The organism is Halorubrum sp. Atlit-26R, from assembly GCF_003666015.1.
GTDB lineage: Archaea > Halobacteriota > Halobacteria > Halobacteriales > Haloferacaceae > Halorubrum.
Genome location: NZ_QPLT01000001.1, coordinates 264,287 through 281,804, shown reverse-complemented (window position 1 = coordinate 281,804; position 17,518 = coordinate 264,287). Strand labels below are relative to the sequence as shown.

Annotated in this window: 17 protein-coding genes; 11 read left to right on the top strand and 6 right to left on the bottom strand. The window is 69.8% G+C overall.

Annotated elements, in window-relative coordinates:
- Positions 1-99 precede the first annotated feature (99 nt).
- The 3 genes from phnD to phnE all read left to right on the top strand — a co-directional run bounded on the left by phnD (position 100) and on the right by phnE (position 3,082).
- On the top strand, positions 100-1,185 hold the full coding sequence (gene phnD, locus DVK07_RS01300; protein ID WP_121595354.1) for a phosphate/phosphite/phosphonate ABC transporter substrate-binding protein: 1,086 nt from the start codon (positions 100-102) through the stop codon (positions 1,183-1,185).
- Positions 1,186-1,256: 71 nt separating this feature from the next.
- The gene (gene phnC / locus DVK07_RS01295) at positions 1,257-2,069 is read left to right on the top strand and encodes a phosphonate ABC transporter ATP-binding protein (RefSeq protein WP_121595353.1); all 813 of its coding nucleotides are present in this window, start codon (positions 1,257-1,259) and stop codon (positions 2,067-2,069) included.
- Complete coding sequence (gene phnE, locus DVK07_RS01290; protein WP_121595352.1) at positions 2,066-3,082, top strand: phosphonate ABC transporter, permease protein PhnE; 1,017 nt, start codon at positions 2,066-2,068, stop codon at positions 3,080-3,082. Before phnC ends, phnE begins: the two co-directional genes overlap by 4 nt.
- A 6-nt stretch (positions 3,083-3,088) precedes the next feature.
- Here phnE and DVK07_RS01285 read toward each other — a convergent pair whose 3' ends face one another.
- From DVK07_RS01285 to DVK07_RS01275, 3 genes are all read right to left on the bottom strand, one after another.
- A complete protein-coding gene (locus DVK07_RS01285) occupies positions 3,089-3,721 on the bottom strand; it encodes a uracil-DNA glycosylase family protein (protein ID WP_121595351.1) in 633 nt (210 codons plus the stop codon).
- A gap of 77 nt (positions 3,722-3,798) precedes the next feature.
- Positions 3,799-4,383: a DUF99 family protein gene (locus DVK07_RS01280; protein WP_121595350.1), complete on the bottom strand. Its 585-nt coding sequence runs from the start codon at positions 4,381-4,383 to the stop codon at positions 3,799-3,801.
- A complete protein-coding gene (locus DVK07_RS01275) occupies positions 4,384-4,566 on the bottom strand; it encodes a DUF5786 family protein (protein WP_007995123.1) in 183 nt (60 codons plus the stop codon).
- Positions 4,567-4,687: 121 nt separating this feature from the next.
- Here DVK07_RS01275 and DVK07_RS01270 point away from each other — a divergent pair, with 121 nt between their 5' ends.
- Positions 4,688-5,329 (top strand): MBL fold metallo-hydrolase, encoded by a 642-nt coding sequence (locus tag DVK07_RS01270; RefSeq protein WP_121595349.1) that lies wholly within the window; start codon positions 4,688-4,690, stop codon positions 5,327-5,329.
- A gap of 252 nt (positions 5,330-5,581) precedes the next feature.
- Here DVK07_RS01270 and DVK07_RS01265 read toward each other — a convergent pair whose 3' ends face one another.
- On the bottom strand, positions 5,582-5,731 hold the full coding sequence (locus DVK07_RS01265; protein WP_006629440.1) for a 50S ribosomal protein L40e: 150 nt from the start codon (positions 5,729-5,731) through the stop codon (positions 5,582-5,584).
- Positions 5,732-5,828: 97 nt separating this feature from the next.
- Positions 5,829-6,098, bottom strand: a complete 270-nt coding sequence (locus tag DVK07_RS01260; protein WP_004598787.1) for a co-chaperone YbbN — start codon at positions 6,096-6,098, stop codon at positions 5,829-5,831.
- Positions 6,099-6,213: 115 nt separating this feature from the next.
- Here DVK07_RS01260 and DVK07_RS01255 point away from each other — a divergent pair, with 115 nt between their 5' ends.
- From DVK07_RS01255 to hisE, 3 genes are all read left to right on the top strand, one after another.
- Complete coding sequence (locus DVK07_RS01255; protein WP_121595348.1) at positions 6,214-6,375, top strand: preprotein translocase subunit Sec61beta; 162 nt, start codon at positions 6,214-6,216, stop codon at positions 6,373-6,375.
- A 93-nt stretch (positions 6,376-6,468) separates the two neighbouring features.
- The gene (pdxT, locus tag DVK07_RS01250) at positions 6,469-7,062 is read left to right on the top strand and encodes a pyridoxal 5'-phosphate synthase glutaminase subunit PdxT (protein ID WP_121595347.1); all 594 of its coding nucleotides are present in this window, start codon (positions 6,469-6,471) and stop codon (positions 7,060-7,062) included.
- Positions 7,059-7,445, top strand: coding sequence for a phosphoribosyl-ATP diphosphatase (hisE, locus tag DVK07_RS01245; protein WP_121595346.1), 387 nt, complete (start codon positions 7,059-7,061; stop codon positions 7,443-7,445). The genes pdxT and hisE overlap by 4 nt, the downstream gene beginning before the upstream one ends.
- Before the next feature lie 6 nt (positions 7,446-7,451).
- On the opposite strand, the gene DVK07_RS01240 is transcribed toward hisE, so the two are convergent.
- Entirely contained in the window at positions 7,452-7,850 is a 399-nt protein-coding gene (locus DVK07_RS01240; RefSeq protein WP_121595345.1) for a hypothetical protein, read from the bottom strand.
- 638 nt (positions 7,851-8,488) lie between these two features.
- Here DVK07_RS01240 and DVK07_RS01235 point away from each other — a divergent pair.
- The 4 genes from DVK07_RS01235 to DVK07_RS01220 all read left to right on the top strand — a co-directional run bounded on the left by DVK07_RS01235 (position 8,489) and on the right by DVK07_RS01220 (position 17,487).
- Entirely contained in the window at positions 8,489-10,864 is a 2,376-nt protein-coding gene (locus DVK07_RS01235) for a hypothetical protein (protein WP_121595344.1), read from the top strand.
- A 105-nt stretch (positions 10,865-10,969) separates the two neighbouring features.
- Positions 10,970-13,654 (top strand): leucine--tRNA ligase, encoded by a 2,685-nt coding sequence (leuS, locus tag DVK07_RS01230; RefSeq protein ID WP_121595343.1) that lies wholly within the window; start codon positions 10,970-10,972, stop codon positions 13,652-13,654.
- Between the two features lie 78 nt (positions 13,655-13,732).
- A complete protein-coding gene (kynU, locus tag DVK07_RS01225; protein WP_121595342.1) occupies positions 13,733-15,160 on the top strand; it encodes a kynureninase in 1,428 nt (475 codons plus the stop codon).
- A gap of 56 nt (positions 15,161-15,216) precedes the next feature.
- Entirely contained in the window at positions 15,217-17,487 is a 2,271-nt protein-coding gene (locus DVK07_RS01220) for a PAS domain-containing protein (protein WP_121595341.1), read from the top strand.
- Positions 17,488-17,518: the final 31 nt, after the last annotated feature.

Sequence of the window (17,518 nt, the reverse complement as noted above, 5' to 3'; positions counted from 1 at the left end):
GTTTCCATCCGGGATGCACTACAGAGCAGTATATACCTGTCCGTATATTTGAACAGCAACACTTTTGATAGATCAGTAAAACGCCAATACGTACTCCTCATGGAGCGACGACGCCAATTCCTCAAGGTCGCGGGCGCAGCAAGCATCGTTGGACTCGCCGGCTGTAGCGGCGGCGGCGACGGGTCCGATGGCTCGGACGGCGGCGACGGGTCCGACGGTAGCGACGGGTCGGACGGGTCCGACGGCGGCGACGGGTCGGACGGCGGCGACGGTAGCGACGGATCGGACAGCGAACCGGAGATGACCTTCGGCGGCGACGGCACGGTCGACTTCGGCATCTCGCCGTCGGTCCCGCAGGAGGACCTCAACGTACAGTACTCCCCGCTCGAAGACCACATCGGGAGCTACCTCCAGGAGAACTACGACGTCCCCAGCGACCTCAGCGTCGAGGGGACCATCGGAAGCAACTACAGCGCCATCATCCAGTCTCTCGGCCAGGGAACGCTGGACATCGCCGAGACCGGACCGTTCGCGGCCGGCCTCGGCGTGATGACCGACAACGCGGAGATCATCCTCCAGCGGTACGGCTACGGCGGGTGGACGTACAAGAGCATCATCGCGACGCCGAACGACAGCGACATCACGGAGCTGTCCGACCTCTCCGGCAAGACGGTCGCGTTCTCCGACCGGCTCTCCACCAGCGGCGCGCTGTACCCGCTGTACAGCATGTCGAATCAGGGCGGCCTCGACGTCGGCGAACTCCCCGAGGGCAACGGCTCGCAGGCCGAGTTCGACGCCCGGTTCGCCGGCGGTCACGTGGGCTCGTACACCCTGCTCGAACAGGGCCAAGTCGACGCGGCGGCGATGGGCGGGTTCGTCCGCGACACCGGAACCGGTCCCGCGCCGGAGGCGTGGCAGGAGGTCGCGACCACCCTCCACGAGGACGAGGGGCTGCCGCGCGCGCCGATCGTGGTCTCGCCCGAACTGGACGACGACGTGAAAAGCGCCATCCAAGAGGCGTTCTTGGAGGGTCCGGACAGCATCTACTACGGTGCCGACGGCGAGGACGGCACCGAAGACGACCTCTGGTTCAGCCGCGTCCGCGAGTCGAGCCGGGAGGATTACCAGTCCGTCATCGACGTCGCCGACGAGCTCGGCGTCGGAACTGACATCTTCAACCAGTAGGAGCTCGCTCGGTCCCCAACTTCGGATCGTTTTTCATACGATCGGTCCGTTCTCGGACAAAGTCAAATCTCATGCCAACGATCGAATTCGAAAACGTCAGCAAGATATACGACGAGGACACCGTCGCCCTCGACGACGTGTCGTTCACCATCGACGAGGGGGAGTTCGTCATCCTGCTCGGTCCCTCCGGTGCCGGCAAGTCGACGATGCTGCGGGTGTTGAACGGGCTCACGCAACCCACCGACGGGTCCGTCCGCATCGGCGGCGAGGAGCTCCAAGGGAACCGCAGCGGGGTCGGGATGGTGTTCCAGGAACACTACCTCATCGAGAGCAAGACCGCGTTCGGCAACGCCCTGTCGGGGGCGCTCTCGCGGAACGGGCTCCTCCGCAGCGCCCTCGGGATGCACGACGACGTCGACAAGCGGACCGCCCTGGAGGCCCTCCAGACGGTCGGCCTCCTCGACGAGGCCGGCCAGCGCGCCGAGTCGATGAGCGGGGGCCAGAAACAGCGCGTCGGGATCGCCCGCGCGCTGGTCCAGAACCCCGAGATCGTCCTCGCCGACGAGCCGGTCGCCAGCCTCGACCCGAAGGCCGCGCGCGACGTGATGCGGTACCTCAAGAAGGCCGCGACCGAGCAGGACCTCACCACGATCACCAGCCTCCACCAGGTGAACATCGCGCGCGAGTTCGGGGACCGGTTCCTCGGCATCCGCGACGGCGAGGTGATCTTCGACGGCGACGCCGACGACCTCACGATGGACGAGATGGACCGCATCTACTACGGCAGCGCACAGGACGGACAGACGGTGCCGACCGGCACGACGAGCGAGGAGCTGGGCGAGGCCGACGCCGACGCGGCCGCCGACGGGGGTGAGCGGGCGTGAGCTCGCCGCCCGACTCGGCGATCGACGACCAGTTCCGCGCGCTCGAACGGCTCCGCCGGCTGAAGTACGTGCTGTGGGGCGTGCTGCTCGTCGCGGTCCTCGGCGTCACCTACTGGGGACTCGGCTTCATCGGCTTCCAGCCGAACGTCGTCGCGGGGCGGCTCCCCGGGATGGTCGAGTTCATCAGGACCGGCTTCTTCCCGCCCGACTTCCAGAACTTCACGATCTACACCAAAGACCAGGGGATCACCGGGTTACAGGCGATCCCCGCCAGCTTCGGCGACGGCGGCGCGCACATCGTCGAGAGCTTCCAGTCGTCGCGGCAGTCGCTGGTGAAGGCGAGCCTCGTGACGCTCCTCCTCGGCTTCATGGGCACCGTGTTCGCCTTCCCGTTCGCGCTCGTCCTCGGCGTCCTCGGGAGCGAGCGCGTCACGCCGTTCCCCTTCAACTTCATCTTCCGGGGCACCCTCAGCGGCATCCGCGCCATCCCCGCGATCGTCTGGATCTTCCTGTACATCCCTATCGGGCCGCCGGGGCAGGTCACCGCGGTGCTCGCGATCGCGACCGACAGCATCGGGAACCTCGGCCGCCTGTTCACCGACGACCTCGAGGAGATCGAGGAGGGGCCGATCGAGGCGATCCGGTCGACGGGCGCGTCGGGCACCCAGACCGTGAGCTTCGGCATGCTGAGTCAGGTGTCGCGCTCCTTCATCGCGTGGACGCTGTACATCTTGGAGATCAACACCCGGATCGCCATCTCGCTCGGCGTCGTCGGCGCCGGCGGCCTCGGGCTGATGATCCGGAACAGCCAGGACCTCTTCGAGTTCCAGCAGACCGCCGCGGGGCTGATCATGGTGTTCATCGTCGTCCTCGGCATCGAGCTCATCTCCTCGCGCATCCGCGCCCGGCTCCGACCGGGCGAGCACGAGGGGAAGGGGCTCGTCGAGGCGATCCGCGGCCTGTTCGACGCGAAGAAGTGGCTCGGCGTCGGCGACCGGTCCGACCGAAACTGACGCCGCTCAGAACTCGCCGAGCCGCGACTGGCCGTCCCCGCCGTCTCCGCTCCGTTCTCCGACGCCGCTCAGTTCGGCCGCTCGGGCGATCGTCTCGAAGAAGCCGTCGCGCTGGCTCCGGTCGTACAGCGTCGCCGCCGGGTGGACGGAGAGGAGGACGCGCCGCGATTCGCCCGCGAGCCGCGCGTCGACCACGTCGCCCGACTCGGAAGTGATCGCCACCGAGCGGTCGAGGAGGTGTTCGCTCGGGACCTTCCCGAGCGTCACGATCAGTTCGGGGGCGAGCCGCTCGATCTCCGTTTCGAGGTAGCCGCGGCAGTTCGCCAGCTCCTCGCTCGTCGGGTCGCGGTTGTCGGGCGGCCGGCACCGCACGCAGTTCGTGATCCGCACGTCGGCGCGGGCGAGCCCCGCGTCGCGCAGCGCCTCGTCGAGCACGTCGCCCGACCGCCCGACGAACGGCTCGCCCTCCTCGTCCTCGGTCGCGCCCGGCCCCTCGCCGACGAACAGCAGGTCCGCGTCGGTCGGGCCGGCCCCGTCGACGATCCGGCTCCGGGACTCGACCAGTTCCGGGCAGCGCTCGCAGCCGGGAACGCACAGGTCCTCGTCGAGCGCGGCGCCGTCGCCGCCGTGTTCGCTCATACCGACGGCTCGGGGCGCGGTCGTCTAAGTATCGTCGGTCGGTCCGAGCGCGTCCGCCCGGTCGGGCGGCGGACGCGTCACTCGGTCGCCGCCTCGCGGTGCGCGCTCGCGGCCAGCGCCGCGATCCGGAGCGGCTCGCAGCGCCGCTCGCCGGCGCGGGTGAGCCCCCGTATCGCCGCGGCGGCGTCGTCGGGGTCGATGCCGACCGCGCGGACGAAGCGAGGGTCGTCGGGGGCCGACGCGTCGCCGTCCGAGTCCGCGGCGCCGACCCGAACGCGCGGCGGGAGCGACCTGTACGTCGCGAGGCGCTCGGCGAGCGCGTCGCCGTCGAACGCGTCGCGCAGGGCCGGTTCGAGGCCGGGGCTCGCCTCGTAGCTCACGGCGTAGACGGGACGGCCGAGGGTCTCGCGGAGCCGGTCGAGGTCGAGGAGGTTGAACCACGCGGGCGCGACGCCCGCGCAGGCGACGTGGCGGACGTCCTCGCGGTCGAGCGCGCGCCAGCAGTCGATAACCGCGTCGGTGGCGTCCGTTCCGCCGACGGTACACCGCGCGAACGCGAAGCCGTCCGGCGTCCCGTCGGCGCGGACGACGACGCCGGCCGCGTGGCTCGCGTCGCGGCCGTCAGAGAAGGCGACGCCGAGCGTGCGGCTCGGCGGGTCCACTCACGCGTCCTCGGACTTGATCTCCTGGAGCCGGTCGAGAAGCTCGTCGTTCGAGGCGCCGGGCTCGTAGTCGACGGACCCCTGGTGGGTCTCCTGGGCAGCCCGGACGCCGTCGTCGTCGTCGAAGTCCGCGTCCAGGTCCTGGTTCTCCTGTTCGGACTCGTCGTAGCTGCCGAAGCCCATATGTGTGTGAGGGTAACAGGGCGCGACTGATAAATCCACGGCCGCCGGCCCCGATTGGGGCCCGGACGCGGCCCGCGCGCCCCGGCTGTACCCTTTTGTCGCTCCGCGAGCGAGTACGGGCATGGAGCCGATCACCGTCACCGCGGACGCGGAGGAGTTCACCTGTAACGCGTACCTCGTCGTCGGGGACGCCACCACGCTCGTCGACGCCGGAACGATGCCGGGCGTGGACGACGTCATCGCCGACGCGCTCGACGGCGCCGGTGCTGACGGCCTCGACCGCGTCGTGATCACGCACCAGCACCACGACCACGTGGGCGAACTCGACGCCGTCGTCGACCGCTTCGACCCCCGAGTGTTCGCGTACGCCGACCACCCGCGCCGCGACGTGGCGCTCGAAGACGGCGACGAGATACTCGTCGGCAGTGAGGCCTGCGAGGTCGTCCACACGCCGGGTCACGCCGACGACCACGTCTCGCTCGTCGGCGAGGAGCGGTGCTACTCCGGCGACGTGGTCGTGTACAACGACGGCGCCTTCGACGACGGCTCGTTCGGCCGCACCGACATGGCCGGGCAGTCGCGCGAGCGCCTGATCGAGAGCCTTCACGAGATCCTCGACCGGCTGCCCGACACCACCGAAGCCATGTTCCCCGGCCACGGCGACGTCTACCGCGCCGCCGACGGGCCGGACACCGTCCGCGAGGTGATCGAGCGCGCGACGGAGCGCGCCGAGCGCCGCGAGCCGAAGTACCCGGACGACTGAGCGGGAGCCGTATTTAAAAAAAAAACGAGCGGCGACGAGACCGACCGCCCACGTCGGCGCGTGCCGACGAGCGTCCGGAGGGCGCGAGTCGCACGCGCGAGGGACGCCGCGAGCGACCGGTGGGAGCGAGCGGCGAGGCTGGGGAGGCGCGAGGGCCACGCGCGGCCGGCGGTCGAAGCGAGGCGCACGCACGGCTGGCCGGCAAAGAGTGAATTCGCGAGAAGGGCCGAACCCGGCCCGGAGCCGACCTGATTACGCTGCGCGGCGCTCGGTCGCCTTCGGGCGGAGCTTGGTGTAGCCGCACTTGCGGCAGCGCTCGGCCTCGGAGGCGTTGCGGGCGTTACAGCGCATACAGATCTGTCGGTCGAGCATGCGACGTTCGGCGGCGTCGAAACTGGCCATACGACTACTGGACGGGCGGTGCTGTAAAAGGTTGCGAGACGCCGCGGCGGCCGCGGGAAGAACGGGTGCGAGCGAGAGCCGGCGTCAGGTGTCCGCTTTAGGCGCCCGCTTCGGTGAGGGCGGCCTCGATGTCCTCGCGCTGCGTGACGCCGACGAAGCGGTCGACGACGCCGTCGTCGTTCTCGACGATGAGCGTCGGGAGCGAGCGGACCTGGTACTGGTTCGCGACGTCCTGCTCCTCGTCGACGTCGACCTTCTGGAGCTCGAACGCGTCGCCGAGGTCCTCCTGAATCTCCTCCAGGATGGGGTCTTGGGTCTTACACGGGCCGCACCACTCGGCGTGGAAATCCAGCAGTCGAACGGTCATAGTCGGCGTCAACTATCGCCGGCCCGCGCATAAGGGTTTCCCACTCGTGTGTGCGCGCGGTCCGCGCGGTCCGGCGAACGAAACGTTTAGAAGCCGGCGCCGCCCAGAAACGCACATGAGTGGTTCCAACTCCGGCGGGCTGATGTCCAGCGCGGGACTGGTCCGCTACTTCGAGAACGAGGACCGGAACGCCATCGCGATCGACCCCAAGACGGTCATCGCGTTCTGCGTCCTCTTCGGCGTGTTCGTCCAGATCCTGTCGCTGACCGTCGCGTAGGTTCGCACCGCCCTCGTTTTGCGGATGGACTGACCCCGAATCGACCGCCTGCGTAGCGCGCCCTTTTTCCACGCGCCCGCCCCACCGATCCGTATGAAAGCAGGCGTCATCGCCGTTCAGGGCGACGTGGCCGAACACGCCGCCGCCGTGCGCAACGCCGCGGCCGCCCACGACGAGTCCGCCGAGGTCGTCGAGGTCCGGGACGCGGGGATCGTCCCCGACTGCGACGTCCTCCTCATGCCGGGCGGGGAGTCGACGACCATCTCGCGGCTGATCGGCCGCGAGGGGATCGCCGCCGAGATCCGAGACCACGTCGCGAGCGGAAAGCCCGTCCTCGCGACCTGTGCCGGGCTCATCGTCTGTTCGAACGACGCGAAGGACGACCGGGTCGAGCCGCTGGGGCTGGTCGACGTCTCCGTCGACCGCAACGCGTTCGGGCGACAGAAGGACTCCTTCGAGGCGAAGATACCGGTCGCCGGGCTCGACGACCCCTTCCACGCCGTGTTCATCCGCGCGCCGGCCATCGACGACGTGGGCGCGGGCGTCGAGACGCTCGCGACGGTCGACGGCCGCCCGGTCGCGGTCCGCGACGGCCCGGTCGTCGCCACCGCGTTCCACCCGGAGCTCACCGACGACCCGCGGATCCACGACCTCGCGTTCTTCCCCGAGCGGGAGGTGGTCGCGTGAGCGACCCGACCGACGGCGACGGCCCGACCCCCGATGGCGACGGTCCGACCCCCGAGCGCGACGAGGGCCCCCAAGCCGACGAGGACCCGGGCGTCCCGTCCGAGGCCGTCCTCGACGAGCTGTTCGCCACCATCGAATCGCGGAAGGAAGAGCTCCCGGATGGGTCGTACACGGCCTCCCTCTTCACCCACGAGAAGGGCGAGAACGCCGTCTTAGAGAAGATCGGCGAGGAGACGACGGAGGCGATCCTGGCGGCGAAAGACGACGACCGCGAGGAGCTCACCTACGAAAGCGCCGACCTCGTCTACCACCTGCTCGTGTTATTCGCGATGAAGGACCTCGACGTCGACGACCTCCGCGAGGAGCTTCGCGACCGCTTTTAAATTCCCTCAGCGCTCGCGTTCGAGTTCGCGGTCGATGTCGTCGAGCTCCTCCGTCTCTAACTCCTCGCCGATGCGGCGCTCGAACTCCGCCTCGCTGATCTGCCCCTCGACGTACTGCTGGCGGAGCCGGTCCTGCCGGCTGGTCCCCGTGTCGGCCGCGGTCGACGACGACCCGATCGAGTCGAGCGAATCGGCGCCGATCGAGTCCCCGTCGTCACCGAGGAGCCACGAGCCGGCTTTATAAGCGACGTAGACGATCCCGGCGAGGACTGCCAGGGAGACGATCCCGGAGACGATCGCCGACACGAGCCCTAAGATCGCCGAAACCACGCTCACGACGATGCTGACCCCGATCAACACCGCGATCGCGATCGCCGCGTAGTAGAGGGCCTGCTTCCCGTCCATGCCCCCGAGTCGGGCTGCCGGCCGCAAATACCTTCTCCCCGGATCCGCGGCGACCCGATTCGGGAGCGGTCGCCGTCGGAACGGTCGGTCGCTACGGAGGCCGCTTTGACCGATTTCGGGAGTGAGTATCGCAGATCGCCGGCCGCGATGTCGTATTTAAATGACGGTGAGCGGCGGCGACGAGGGCTTATAAAAGGGGGTGCGGTGGCGCGCCTGCGAGCGGCCGGAGCGAAGCGGAGGCCGCGAGCCAGCCCGCGAGGGACGCCGCGAGCGGAGCGAGCGGCGAGGCTGGGGAGGCGTGAGGTGCTGTGCCGTGCGGCGCGGGGCGGGACTCAAAGGGGCAGTCGCGAGGCGGGCGCAGGCGACGTAAGCACCGCAGGAACGAGCAACGCGAGTGACGAGGAGCGCAGCGAGCGTGCGCCCGCCTCGCGACTGGGGCTTTGAAGGCGTTCACCGCGGCAGCGTCGATCACTTATAAATAGCCGACAGCAACACCGCGATCCGGTTTATAAACAACCACGCCATCACACTGAGCGACGTACTACACGTACTCCCGCTATGAGTCGTGACAGACGAGCGGATCGAACGGGACGCAGGCGGCAGAAGGGTTATTCCTCCGGCTCTCATGGCCCCAGAGGATGAATCGGGCACCCGACAAGCGCGACAACGAGAGCGGCGACGCCGATCCGGACGACGCGTTCGGCGGAGCGAGCGCGAACCGCGTCGACCGTCGGACCCGCGTCGACCGTCAGACTCGCGTCGACCGCCGGACCGTCCTCGGCGCGCTCGCGGGCGCCGGGAGCGCCGCGGTCGCCGGCTGCTCCGGCTCGGAACCGGACGACGCCGCGACGAGCGACCTCGACCCGGACCGGCTCGACGAACTCGCGGCGCGGTTCGCGCCGACGCTGTACTTCGACGCCGCCGAGCCGTGGTTCCCGACCGACCCGCGCCCGTACGCGGCCGAGGAGGACGGCGAGACGGTCGTCGACGGCTTCGAGGCGTTCGACGGCTACCACGAGCGGTACGACGAGGCGGGCGAGCCGCCGAACCCGACGGTGTTCTACAACGGGATGCGGTACGAGGACTCCCCGCTCGCGGTCGTCCAGTTCTGGTTCTACTCGGCGTTCGACCAGTTCACCGCGAACTTCCACTGGCACGACTGGGAGGTACTTCACGTCTTCGTCGACCTCGAGGCGGGCGACCCCCAGCTGTACGTCGCCAGCTCCCACTCCCGGAGCGTGCCGAACAACGAGTTCCTCGACCCGGACCCGGACGTCGTCCCGCGGATCCTCCCCGAACTCGGCTCGCACTCCAGCACGCTCTCGGTCAACGAGATCCCCGACGGCTTCCGGCGCGTCGGCGAGGAGGGCCTCCTCGCGGACATCACGAACACGACGATCGACACGGTCGAGGACCTCCTCGGGGTCCCGATCGCGTACGGCCTCCCCCGCGACGAGGGGGCGCGGCTCCCCTTCGTCGTCCCCGAGTACGAGGGCGAGCCGATCTACGAGCATCCCGACCTCCCCGCAGTCGCCGAGGAGTCGCTGGTCGACGGCGCCCTCACGGTCCGCTCGCTCGACGCACTGCGCTCGCCGCCGACCGACCTCCCGCTCCGGGAGACCGGGATCGCCTACCGGTACGGCGAGCGCTCGTCCGGGGGCGGCGGAGGCGACGGGACCGCCGACGGCGACGACGCCGCGCTCGCCGACGAGGTCGCCGAGTCGGTCGTCGAGTACGAGCTCGTCGAGAGCGCCGAGTTAGAGGACATCTCGGCGTTCACCGGGCCGCAGCTCAGCTTCGAGTTCGCCGTTCCGCAGGCCGTCGAGGACGCCGTCGCGAGCCACATCACGACGACCGGCGTCCCGTGGGAACAGCCCCGATACGAGAACCCGGCGCTCGACATCACCGCCGGCAACCACCGATCCGAGCTGGCGGCCCGGTACGACGCGATCGCCGAGGACCCGTCGTTCGGCGACGGCGCCGCCGAGTCGCTCGACGCCGTCGTCGCGCGCGTCATGCAGGCGACCGAGAGCGACGAGGCGCCGGACGGCGAGGGGCTGACGACGACCGAGGCGAGCGTCGAGTCGTTCGTCCTGATCGAGAGCGACCCCGAGGCGGTCCCGACGTTCGCCGGCGGCGTCGCGGTCGCGAACGGCGTCCCCGAGGGGGACCACCGCGTCACGGTGAACGGCGCCGGGCGGGCGCCGCACAGCGAGACCCTGACCGTCTCGGCGGACGAGCCGGTGACGAGGGCCGGGGTCGACGGCGAGATCCCGCTCGTCGCCCGCGAGGACGCGCGGAAGGTGGAGCTGTCGGACGCGGAGAGCGACGTCGACCTGACCCGGACCGCGGTCGAGGACGACTTCGCCGGGCGGATCTACGACTCCGCGATCGACGGCAGCGACGCGGTCTACGTCCACGCCGGCGGCGCGTACACGACCGAGGTCCGCGACGCCGACGACGAGGTCGGCGCGTACCGCGTCAACCCGGACCCACTGGGAGCCGGCAGCGACGACGGCGACGACGACTCCGGCGGGAGCGCCGACCCGATCCGGATCGAGCGCCCCGAGACGGGCGCGGCCCCGCTCGCCGGCTACGTCGCCGACGTGGCCGAGGAGACGCGCGCAGCGGTCGCGGCCGCGGCGGCGGAGGGCGACGGCGACGGGAGCGACGGCGGCGACGATGACGACGAATCCGGCGGCGGGAGTGGTGGCGGCTCCGGCGGCGGGAACGGCTCGGGCGGCGGCGGCCCGTCGAACGCGGTCAACGGGCTCGAACGCGCGCTGGCAGCCGCGGTCGACCAGGCGAGGCGGGCCGAGGAGCGCGCCCGCGAGGGCGACGCCGAGGGCACGAATCGACAGCTGGCGAACGTGCTCGACCGGATCGCGCGGATCGAAGAGCGGCTCGCGGCCGCGCGGGCCGGGCTCCCGCCCGGGCTCGCGAACGCGACCGGCAAGCGGATCGAACAGGCGACCAAGCGCGTCGAGCAGGCGCGGAACGCGGAGAAGCTGTAGGCGACGGCGGGCTCGACGCCGTTACGGCCCGCGGGGCGGTGTGCCACGGCCCACCACTGGATGGAAAGCTATACGACGCCGAGCCGACCACGGATATATAAGCAGATGTCTCAGGAGGGATACGACCACGCGACGGTCGAGGAACGCTGGCAGGAGGCGTGGGACGACGCCGACGTCTACCACGTCCCGGACGAGGCCTCGGATCCGACGTACGTCCTCGGGATGTACCCGTACCCGTCCGGGAAGCTCCACATGGGCCACGTCCGAAACTACACCATCACGGACGCGTACGCCCGGTACCGGCGGATGCGCGGCGACGACGTGCTCCACCCGATGGGGTGGGACGCGTTCGGGCTGCCGGCCGAGAACGCCGCCAAGGAGCGCGACACCAACCCGCGCGACTGGACGTTCGACTGCATCGACACGATGCGAGGCCAGATGAAGTCGATGGGGTTCGGCTACGACTGGGACCGCGAGGTCACCACCTGTACCCCCGACTACTACCGGTGGAACCAGTGGCTGTTCCGCCGCTTCCACGAGGCCGGCCTCGTGGAGCGCCGCGACGCCGAGGTGAACTGGTGTCCCTCCTGCGAGACCGTCCTCGCCGACGAGCAGGTCGAGGGCGACGCGGAGCTGTGCTGGCGCTGTGACACGCCCGTCGAGACCCGCGAGCTGGACCAGTGGTTCCTGAAGATAACCGAGTACGCTGACGAGCTGCTGGAGGCGATCGACGACCTGGAGGGGTGGCCCAACTCCGTCCGACAGATGCAGCGCAACTGGATCGGCCGCCAGTACGGGAGCGAGGTCGACTTCGAGATCGAGGGCCACGAACCCGTCACCGCGTTCACGACCCGGATCGACACCATCTACGGCGCGACGTTCTTCGCGCTCGCGCCGGACCACCCGATCAGCGAGGAGCTGGCCGCCGAGGACGACGACGTTCGACGGTTCATCGAGGAGGAGGCCGACCCCGAGGGCGACGAGCCGAACGGCGTCGCGACCGACCTCACCGCCACCAACCCCGCCACGGGCGACGATATCCCCGTCTTCGTCGCCGACTTCGTCCTCTCGGACGTGGGGACCGGCGCGCTGATGGCGGTGCCCGGCCACGACGAGCGCGACCACGCGTTCGCGGAGAAGATGGGCGTCGACATCGAGCCCGTCGTCGCACCGGAACCGGACGACTGGGACGGCGAAACGGTCCCGGAGGCCCCCGACGTGAGCGAGGCGGCGTTCACGGACGACGGCGTCGTGATCAACTCCGGCGAGTACAGCGGCCTCGACAGCGAGACGGCCCGCGAGCGGCTCACCGAAGACGTCGAGAGCGCGGCGGAGAGCACCCAGTACCAGCTTCGCGACTGGGGCATCTCCCGGCAGCGCTACTGGGGGACGCCGATCCCGATGGTCAACTGCGACGACTGCGGGGCGGTCCCGGTGCCCGACGAGGACCTGCCCGTCGAGCTGCCGGAGTTCATCAACACGACCGGCAATCCGCTGGACGCCGCCGAGGAGTGGCAGGAGACGACCTGTCCGGAGTGCGGCGGGCCCGCGACCCGCGAGACGGACACGATGGACACGTTCGTCGACTCCTCGTGGTACTTCCTGCGGTACGTCTCGCCGGACCTCGACGACGCCCCGTTCGACCTCGACCGCGCGAACGACTGGATGCCGGTCGACCAGTACGTCGGGGGCATCGAACACGCCGTGATGCACCTGCTGTACTCGCGCTTCTTCACCAAGGTGCTGGCCGACGAGGAGGACTTAGCGCACCGCGAGCCGTTCACGAACCTGCTGGCGCAGGGGATGGTCCAGTTAGAGGGCGAGAAGATGTCCAAGTCGAAGGGGAACGTCGTCTCGCCCCAGCGCATCGTCGACGAGTACGGCGCCGACACCGCGCGGCTGTTCATGATGGAGGCCGCCCAGCCCGAGCGCGACTTCGGCTGGTCCGAGGAGGGCGTCAGGTCCACCCACCGGTTCCTGACCCGCCTCAACGACCTCGTCGAGGCGTACGCGGCGGGCGACGTGGCGCTCGACGGCGAGGGTGACGCCGAGGCCGCCGACCGGGGCGAGATCGACGACTACGTCGCCGACGAGACGGACGCCGCGGTCGCCATCGCGGGCGCGGAGTACGACGATCTCACCTTCAACGTCGCGCTCCGCGAGGCGCAGGACCTCGTGGGAACGCTCCGGAGCTACCGCGAACACGCCGACCCGCACCCCGACGTCTTCGAGCGCGGCGTCGACGTCGCGGTCCGCCTGCTCGCGCCGGTCGCGCCCCACCTCGCCGAGGAGCTGTGGGAGACGCTCGGCCGCGACGGCTTCGTCGCGGAGGCCGAGTGGCCGACCGCGAGCGTCGATCGCGACACCGTCGAGCGCCGGCGCCGGCTGGTCGCGAACACCCGCGAGGACGTGCGCGACATCGTCGAGGTCGCGGGAATCGACGATCCCGAGCGGATCGACGTCGTCGTCGCGCCCGACTGGAAGTACGACGCCCTCGAGATCGCGATCGACAGCGACGCGGACAACCTCATCTCCGAGCTGATGGGCGAGTCGCACATCCGCGAACAGGGGGACGCCGCCGCCTCGTACGGCCAGGACCTCCAGGCGAACCGCGAGGCGTTACGGGAGACGCTCGACGGCGACGCCGAGTACGACGCCTTACGCGCGGCCGCGTGGCTGATCGAGCGCGAGTTCGACGCGCCGGTCCGCGTCGAGCGCGCCGAAGACGCCGACGAGAGCGTCGTCAACAAGGCCGAACCGGGACGCCCCGCCATCGACATCGTCGAGTAGCGGCCGACGCCCGGAGAGGGATCCGGCGGGCTCGGCCGCCCCCGGAAACGCTTAGTCGCCGGCGCGGTCCCTTTCCGTATGGACGATCCGTACGCCCCCGCGCGGGACGCGCTCGCGGGCGAGGGGCTCGGCGGCGACGACGCGGCCGGCGACGGCCCGAACGACGCCGACCCCGCCGTCCTCGCCGCCCGACTCGACGACGCGGACCCGCTCTCCGGGTTCGCCGACCGCTACCGGATTCCGGACGACCTGCTCTACATGGACGGAAACTCGCTCGGGCCCGCGAGCGACGCCGCCCTCGCGAGCCTCGACCGCGTCGTCGACGAGTGGCGCGACCGGCTGATCGCGGGGTGGACCGACGCCGACCCGCCGTGGTTCGAGGTCGGCGAGCGGCTCGGCGACGCGCTCGCGCCGCTCGTGGGCGCCGACCCCGCGGAGGTGGTCGTCGGCAACTCGATCACGGTGAACATTCACACCCTGATCGGCACGTTCCTCGACGAACTGCTGGCCGGCAACGGGCCGGACCGCGCGAGCTTTGCGGCGGCCGACGGGACGTGGGCGCCGAACGGCGACGCCGACGCCGACCCCGCCGTCCTCGTCAACGAGCTCGACTTCCCCTCCGACCACTACGCGATCCGGGCGCAGCTCCGCCAACGTGGGATCGATCCCGACGAGAAGCTCCGACTCGTCCCGAGCCGCGACGGGCGGACGATCGACCCACGGGATATCGAGGCCGCGCTGGAAGCGCACGACGACGTGGGGATCGTCTGGATGCCGACCGCGCTGTACCGGTCGGGCCAGCTGTTCGACGTCGAGCGGATCGCGGCGGCCGCCCACGAGGCGGGCGCGTACGCCGGCTTCGACGCGGCCCACTCCGCGGGCGCCGTCCCGCACGCGTTCGACGACGCAGGCGTCGACTTCGCGGTGTGGTGCACGTACAAGTACCTCAACGCCGGTCCGGGGTCGATCGGCGCGCTGTACGTCTCGGAGCGTCACCACGGGCTCACCCCCGCGCTGGCGGGCTGGTGGGGCCACGAGAAGGAAACCCAGTTCGAGATGAACATGACCTACACCCCGGCCGACTCCGCGGGCGCGTGGCAGATCGGCACGCCGCCGCTGCTCTCGGCCGCGCCGCTGGAGGGGTCCATCGAGCTCCTCCGCGAGGCCGGAATCGAGCGCCTGCGCGAGAAGTCGCTCGCGCTCACGGACTTCCTGATCGCGCTCGTCGACGACCGGCTTCCCGAGGTCTCCGTCGGCACGCCGCGCGAGTACGACGCCCGCGGCGGGCACGTCGCCCTCGAACACCCCGACCCCGAGCGCCTGAGCGAGGCGCTCAAAGACCGGGGCGTCGTCGTCGACTTCCGGCCGCCGAACGTGGTCCGAGTCTGTCCCGCCGCGCCGTACACCTCGTTCGCCGACGTGCTGGAAGTCGTCGACGAGGTCGAGGCGGTCCTCGAATCGGGCGCGCACGAGGCGTACGCGACGAACGGGGGCGGCGTGACGTAGCGGGGCGGGACCCCCGGATCGGAATCGATTATATATCGGCTGTCTAACTATGACGCATGGAGAAGAGGCAAGGACCGCCCTCCGAGTCCGGGCCCGATATCGCCGTCGGGAACGAGGACAGGAGCGTCTACGAGACGATCTTCTGTGAGATGGAAGACGCGGTCTTTCTGATCGACGTCGAAGGCGGAGACGAGGGGTACACCTTTCGCTTCCGGCGGACGAACGCGTCGCACCAACGACTCACCGGGATTCCGCTGGAAGATATCCGCAGCAAGACGCCGCGGGAACTGCTGGGCGACGAGCAGGGGGCGTCGGTCGCCGAGAACTACCGCCGCTGCGTCGAGGCCCGCGAGACGATCGAGTACGAGGAGTCGCTCGCGCTGCCCGAGGGGCGGAGGGAGTGGCAGACGCGGCTGAGCCCGGTCGTCGAGGACGGGTCGGTGACGCGGGTCGTCGGCGTCGCCCGCGACGTGACGGAACAGAAGGAGCGGGAGCGAACGGTCCAGCGGATCAAAGACCGGCTCGAACTAGCGATAGAGGGCGCGAACCTCGGCGTCTGGGACTGGGACATGACCACGGACGAGGTCGAGTTCAACGACCAGTGGGCGGCGATGCTGGGCCACTCGCTCGACGATATCGAATCCCGCCTCGACGCGTGGGAGCGCCGCGTCCATCCCGACGACCTCGCGGCGGTCGAAGACGCCCTGTCGGCCCACGTCGCCGGGGAGACCGAGTACTACGACGCGGAACACCGGATGCGGACCGCGTCGGGGGAGTGGAAGTGGATCCGCGACATCGGAAAGGTCGTCGAGCGGGACGGCGACGGAGAGCCGGTCCGGGCGGTCGGCATCCACCTCGACGTCCACGAGCAGAAGCGCCGAGAGGCGGAGCTGAAGCGGACGCGAACCCTCATCGAGCGCACCCAAGAGAGCGCGTCGATCGGCTGGTGGGAGGTCGATCTGGGCGACGAGTCGCTCACGTGGAGCGACGAGGTGTACCGAATCCACGAGGTACCGACGACCGAGTCGGTCGAGATCGCTGACGGGCTCGAGTTCTATCATCCGGACGATCGCGACGCCATCGAGAGCGCCTTCGAGCGGCTGAGAGACGATGGCGAGTCGTACGACCTCGAGTTGCGGATCGTCACGGCGAACGATGAGACCCGGTGGGTCAGAGCGATCGCCGATCCGGAGTTCGACGACGACGACGGGACGGTCACCGGCGCGCTCGGACTGTTCCAAGACATCACCGAGCGGAAGCGGTACGAGGCGGCGCTCGAATCGACGCGCGAGGAACTGCGGACGGTCATCGACCTCATGCCGGACCTGGTGTTCGTGAAGAACCGCGAGGGCGAGTACCTCCTGGCGAACGAGGCGACCGCGGCGGCGTACGGGAAGACGCCCGAGGAGGTCGAGGGCAAAACCGAGGGAGAGATCATTCCGGACGCCGACGACTCCGACGCGTTTCGACAGGACGATTTGGAGGTGATCGAGTCGGGCGAACCGAAGAACGTCGGCGAGGAGACGCTAACCACGGCTGCCGGGGACACGCGCATCCTCCAGACGACGAAGATCCCCTACCAGATCGCCGAAACGGGCGAAGACGCCGTGTTGGGATACGCCCGCGACGTGACTGACCTCAAGGAGTACGAGCGCACGCTCGAAGAGCAGCGGGACAACCTCAAGCTGCTGAACCAGGTCGTTCGCCACGACATCCGAAACCAGCTGATGGTGGTCGAGTCGTACACCGAACTGCTCGAAGACTCGCTCCCGGACGACCGGAGTCGAACGTACGCGCGGACGGTCATCGGCGCGGCGCGGCAGGCGGCCGAAATCACGGAGACCGCCAAAGACGTCACGGACGTGCTGTTACAGGCCGGATCCGACAGGACGCCGATGCGCCTCCGGACCGAGCTCACCGGGCAGATCCAACGGGTCCGGTCGGACGAGGACCGCGCCGCGGTCACCGTCGACGGGTCGATCCCGGACGTGACGGTGTTGGCGGACGACCTGCTGGAGGCGGTGTTCCGGAATCTGCTGACGAACGCGGTCGTCCACAACGACAAGCGGGTGGCCGAGATCGCGGTGTCGACCGAGCTGTCGGCGGAGGCGGTGCGCGTGTCGATCGCGGACAACGGCCCCGGGATCGCCGACGATCACAAAGAGCAGATCTTCCAAGAGGGCGAGAAAGGGCTAGAGAGCGGGGGAACGGGGATCGGACTGTACCTCGTCAAGACGCTCGTCGACAAGTACGACGGCGACGTGTGGGTGACGGACAACGATCCGACCGGGAGCGTGTTCACCGTCGAACTTCCCCTCGCGGACTGAGCGCGAGACGGGCCGGGCGGAGGCGGCCGAG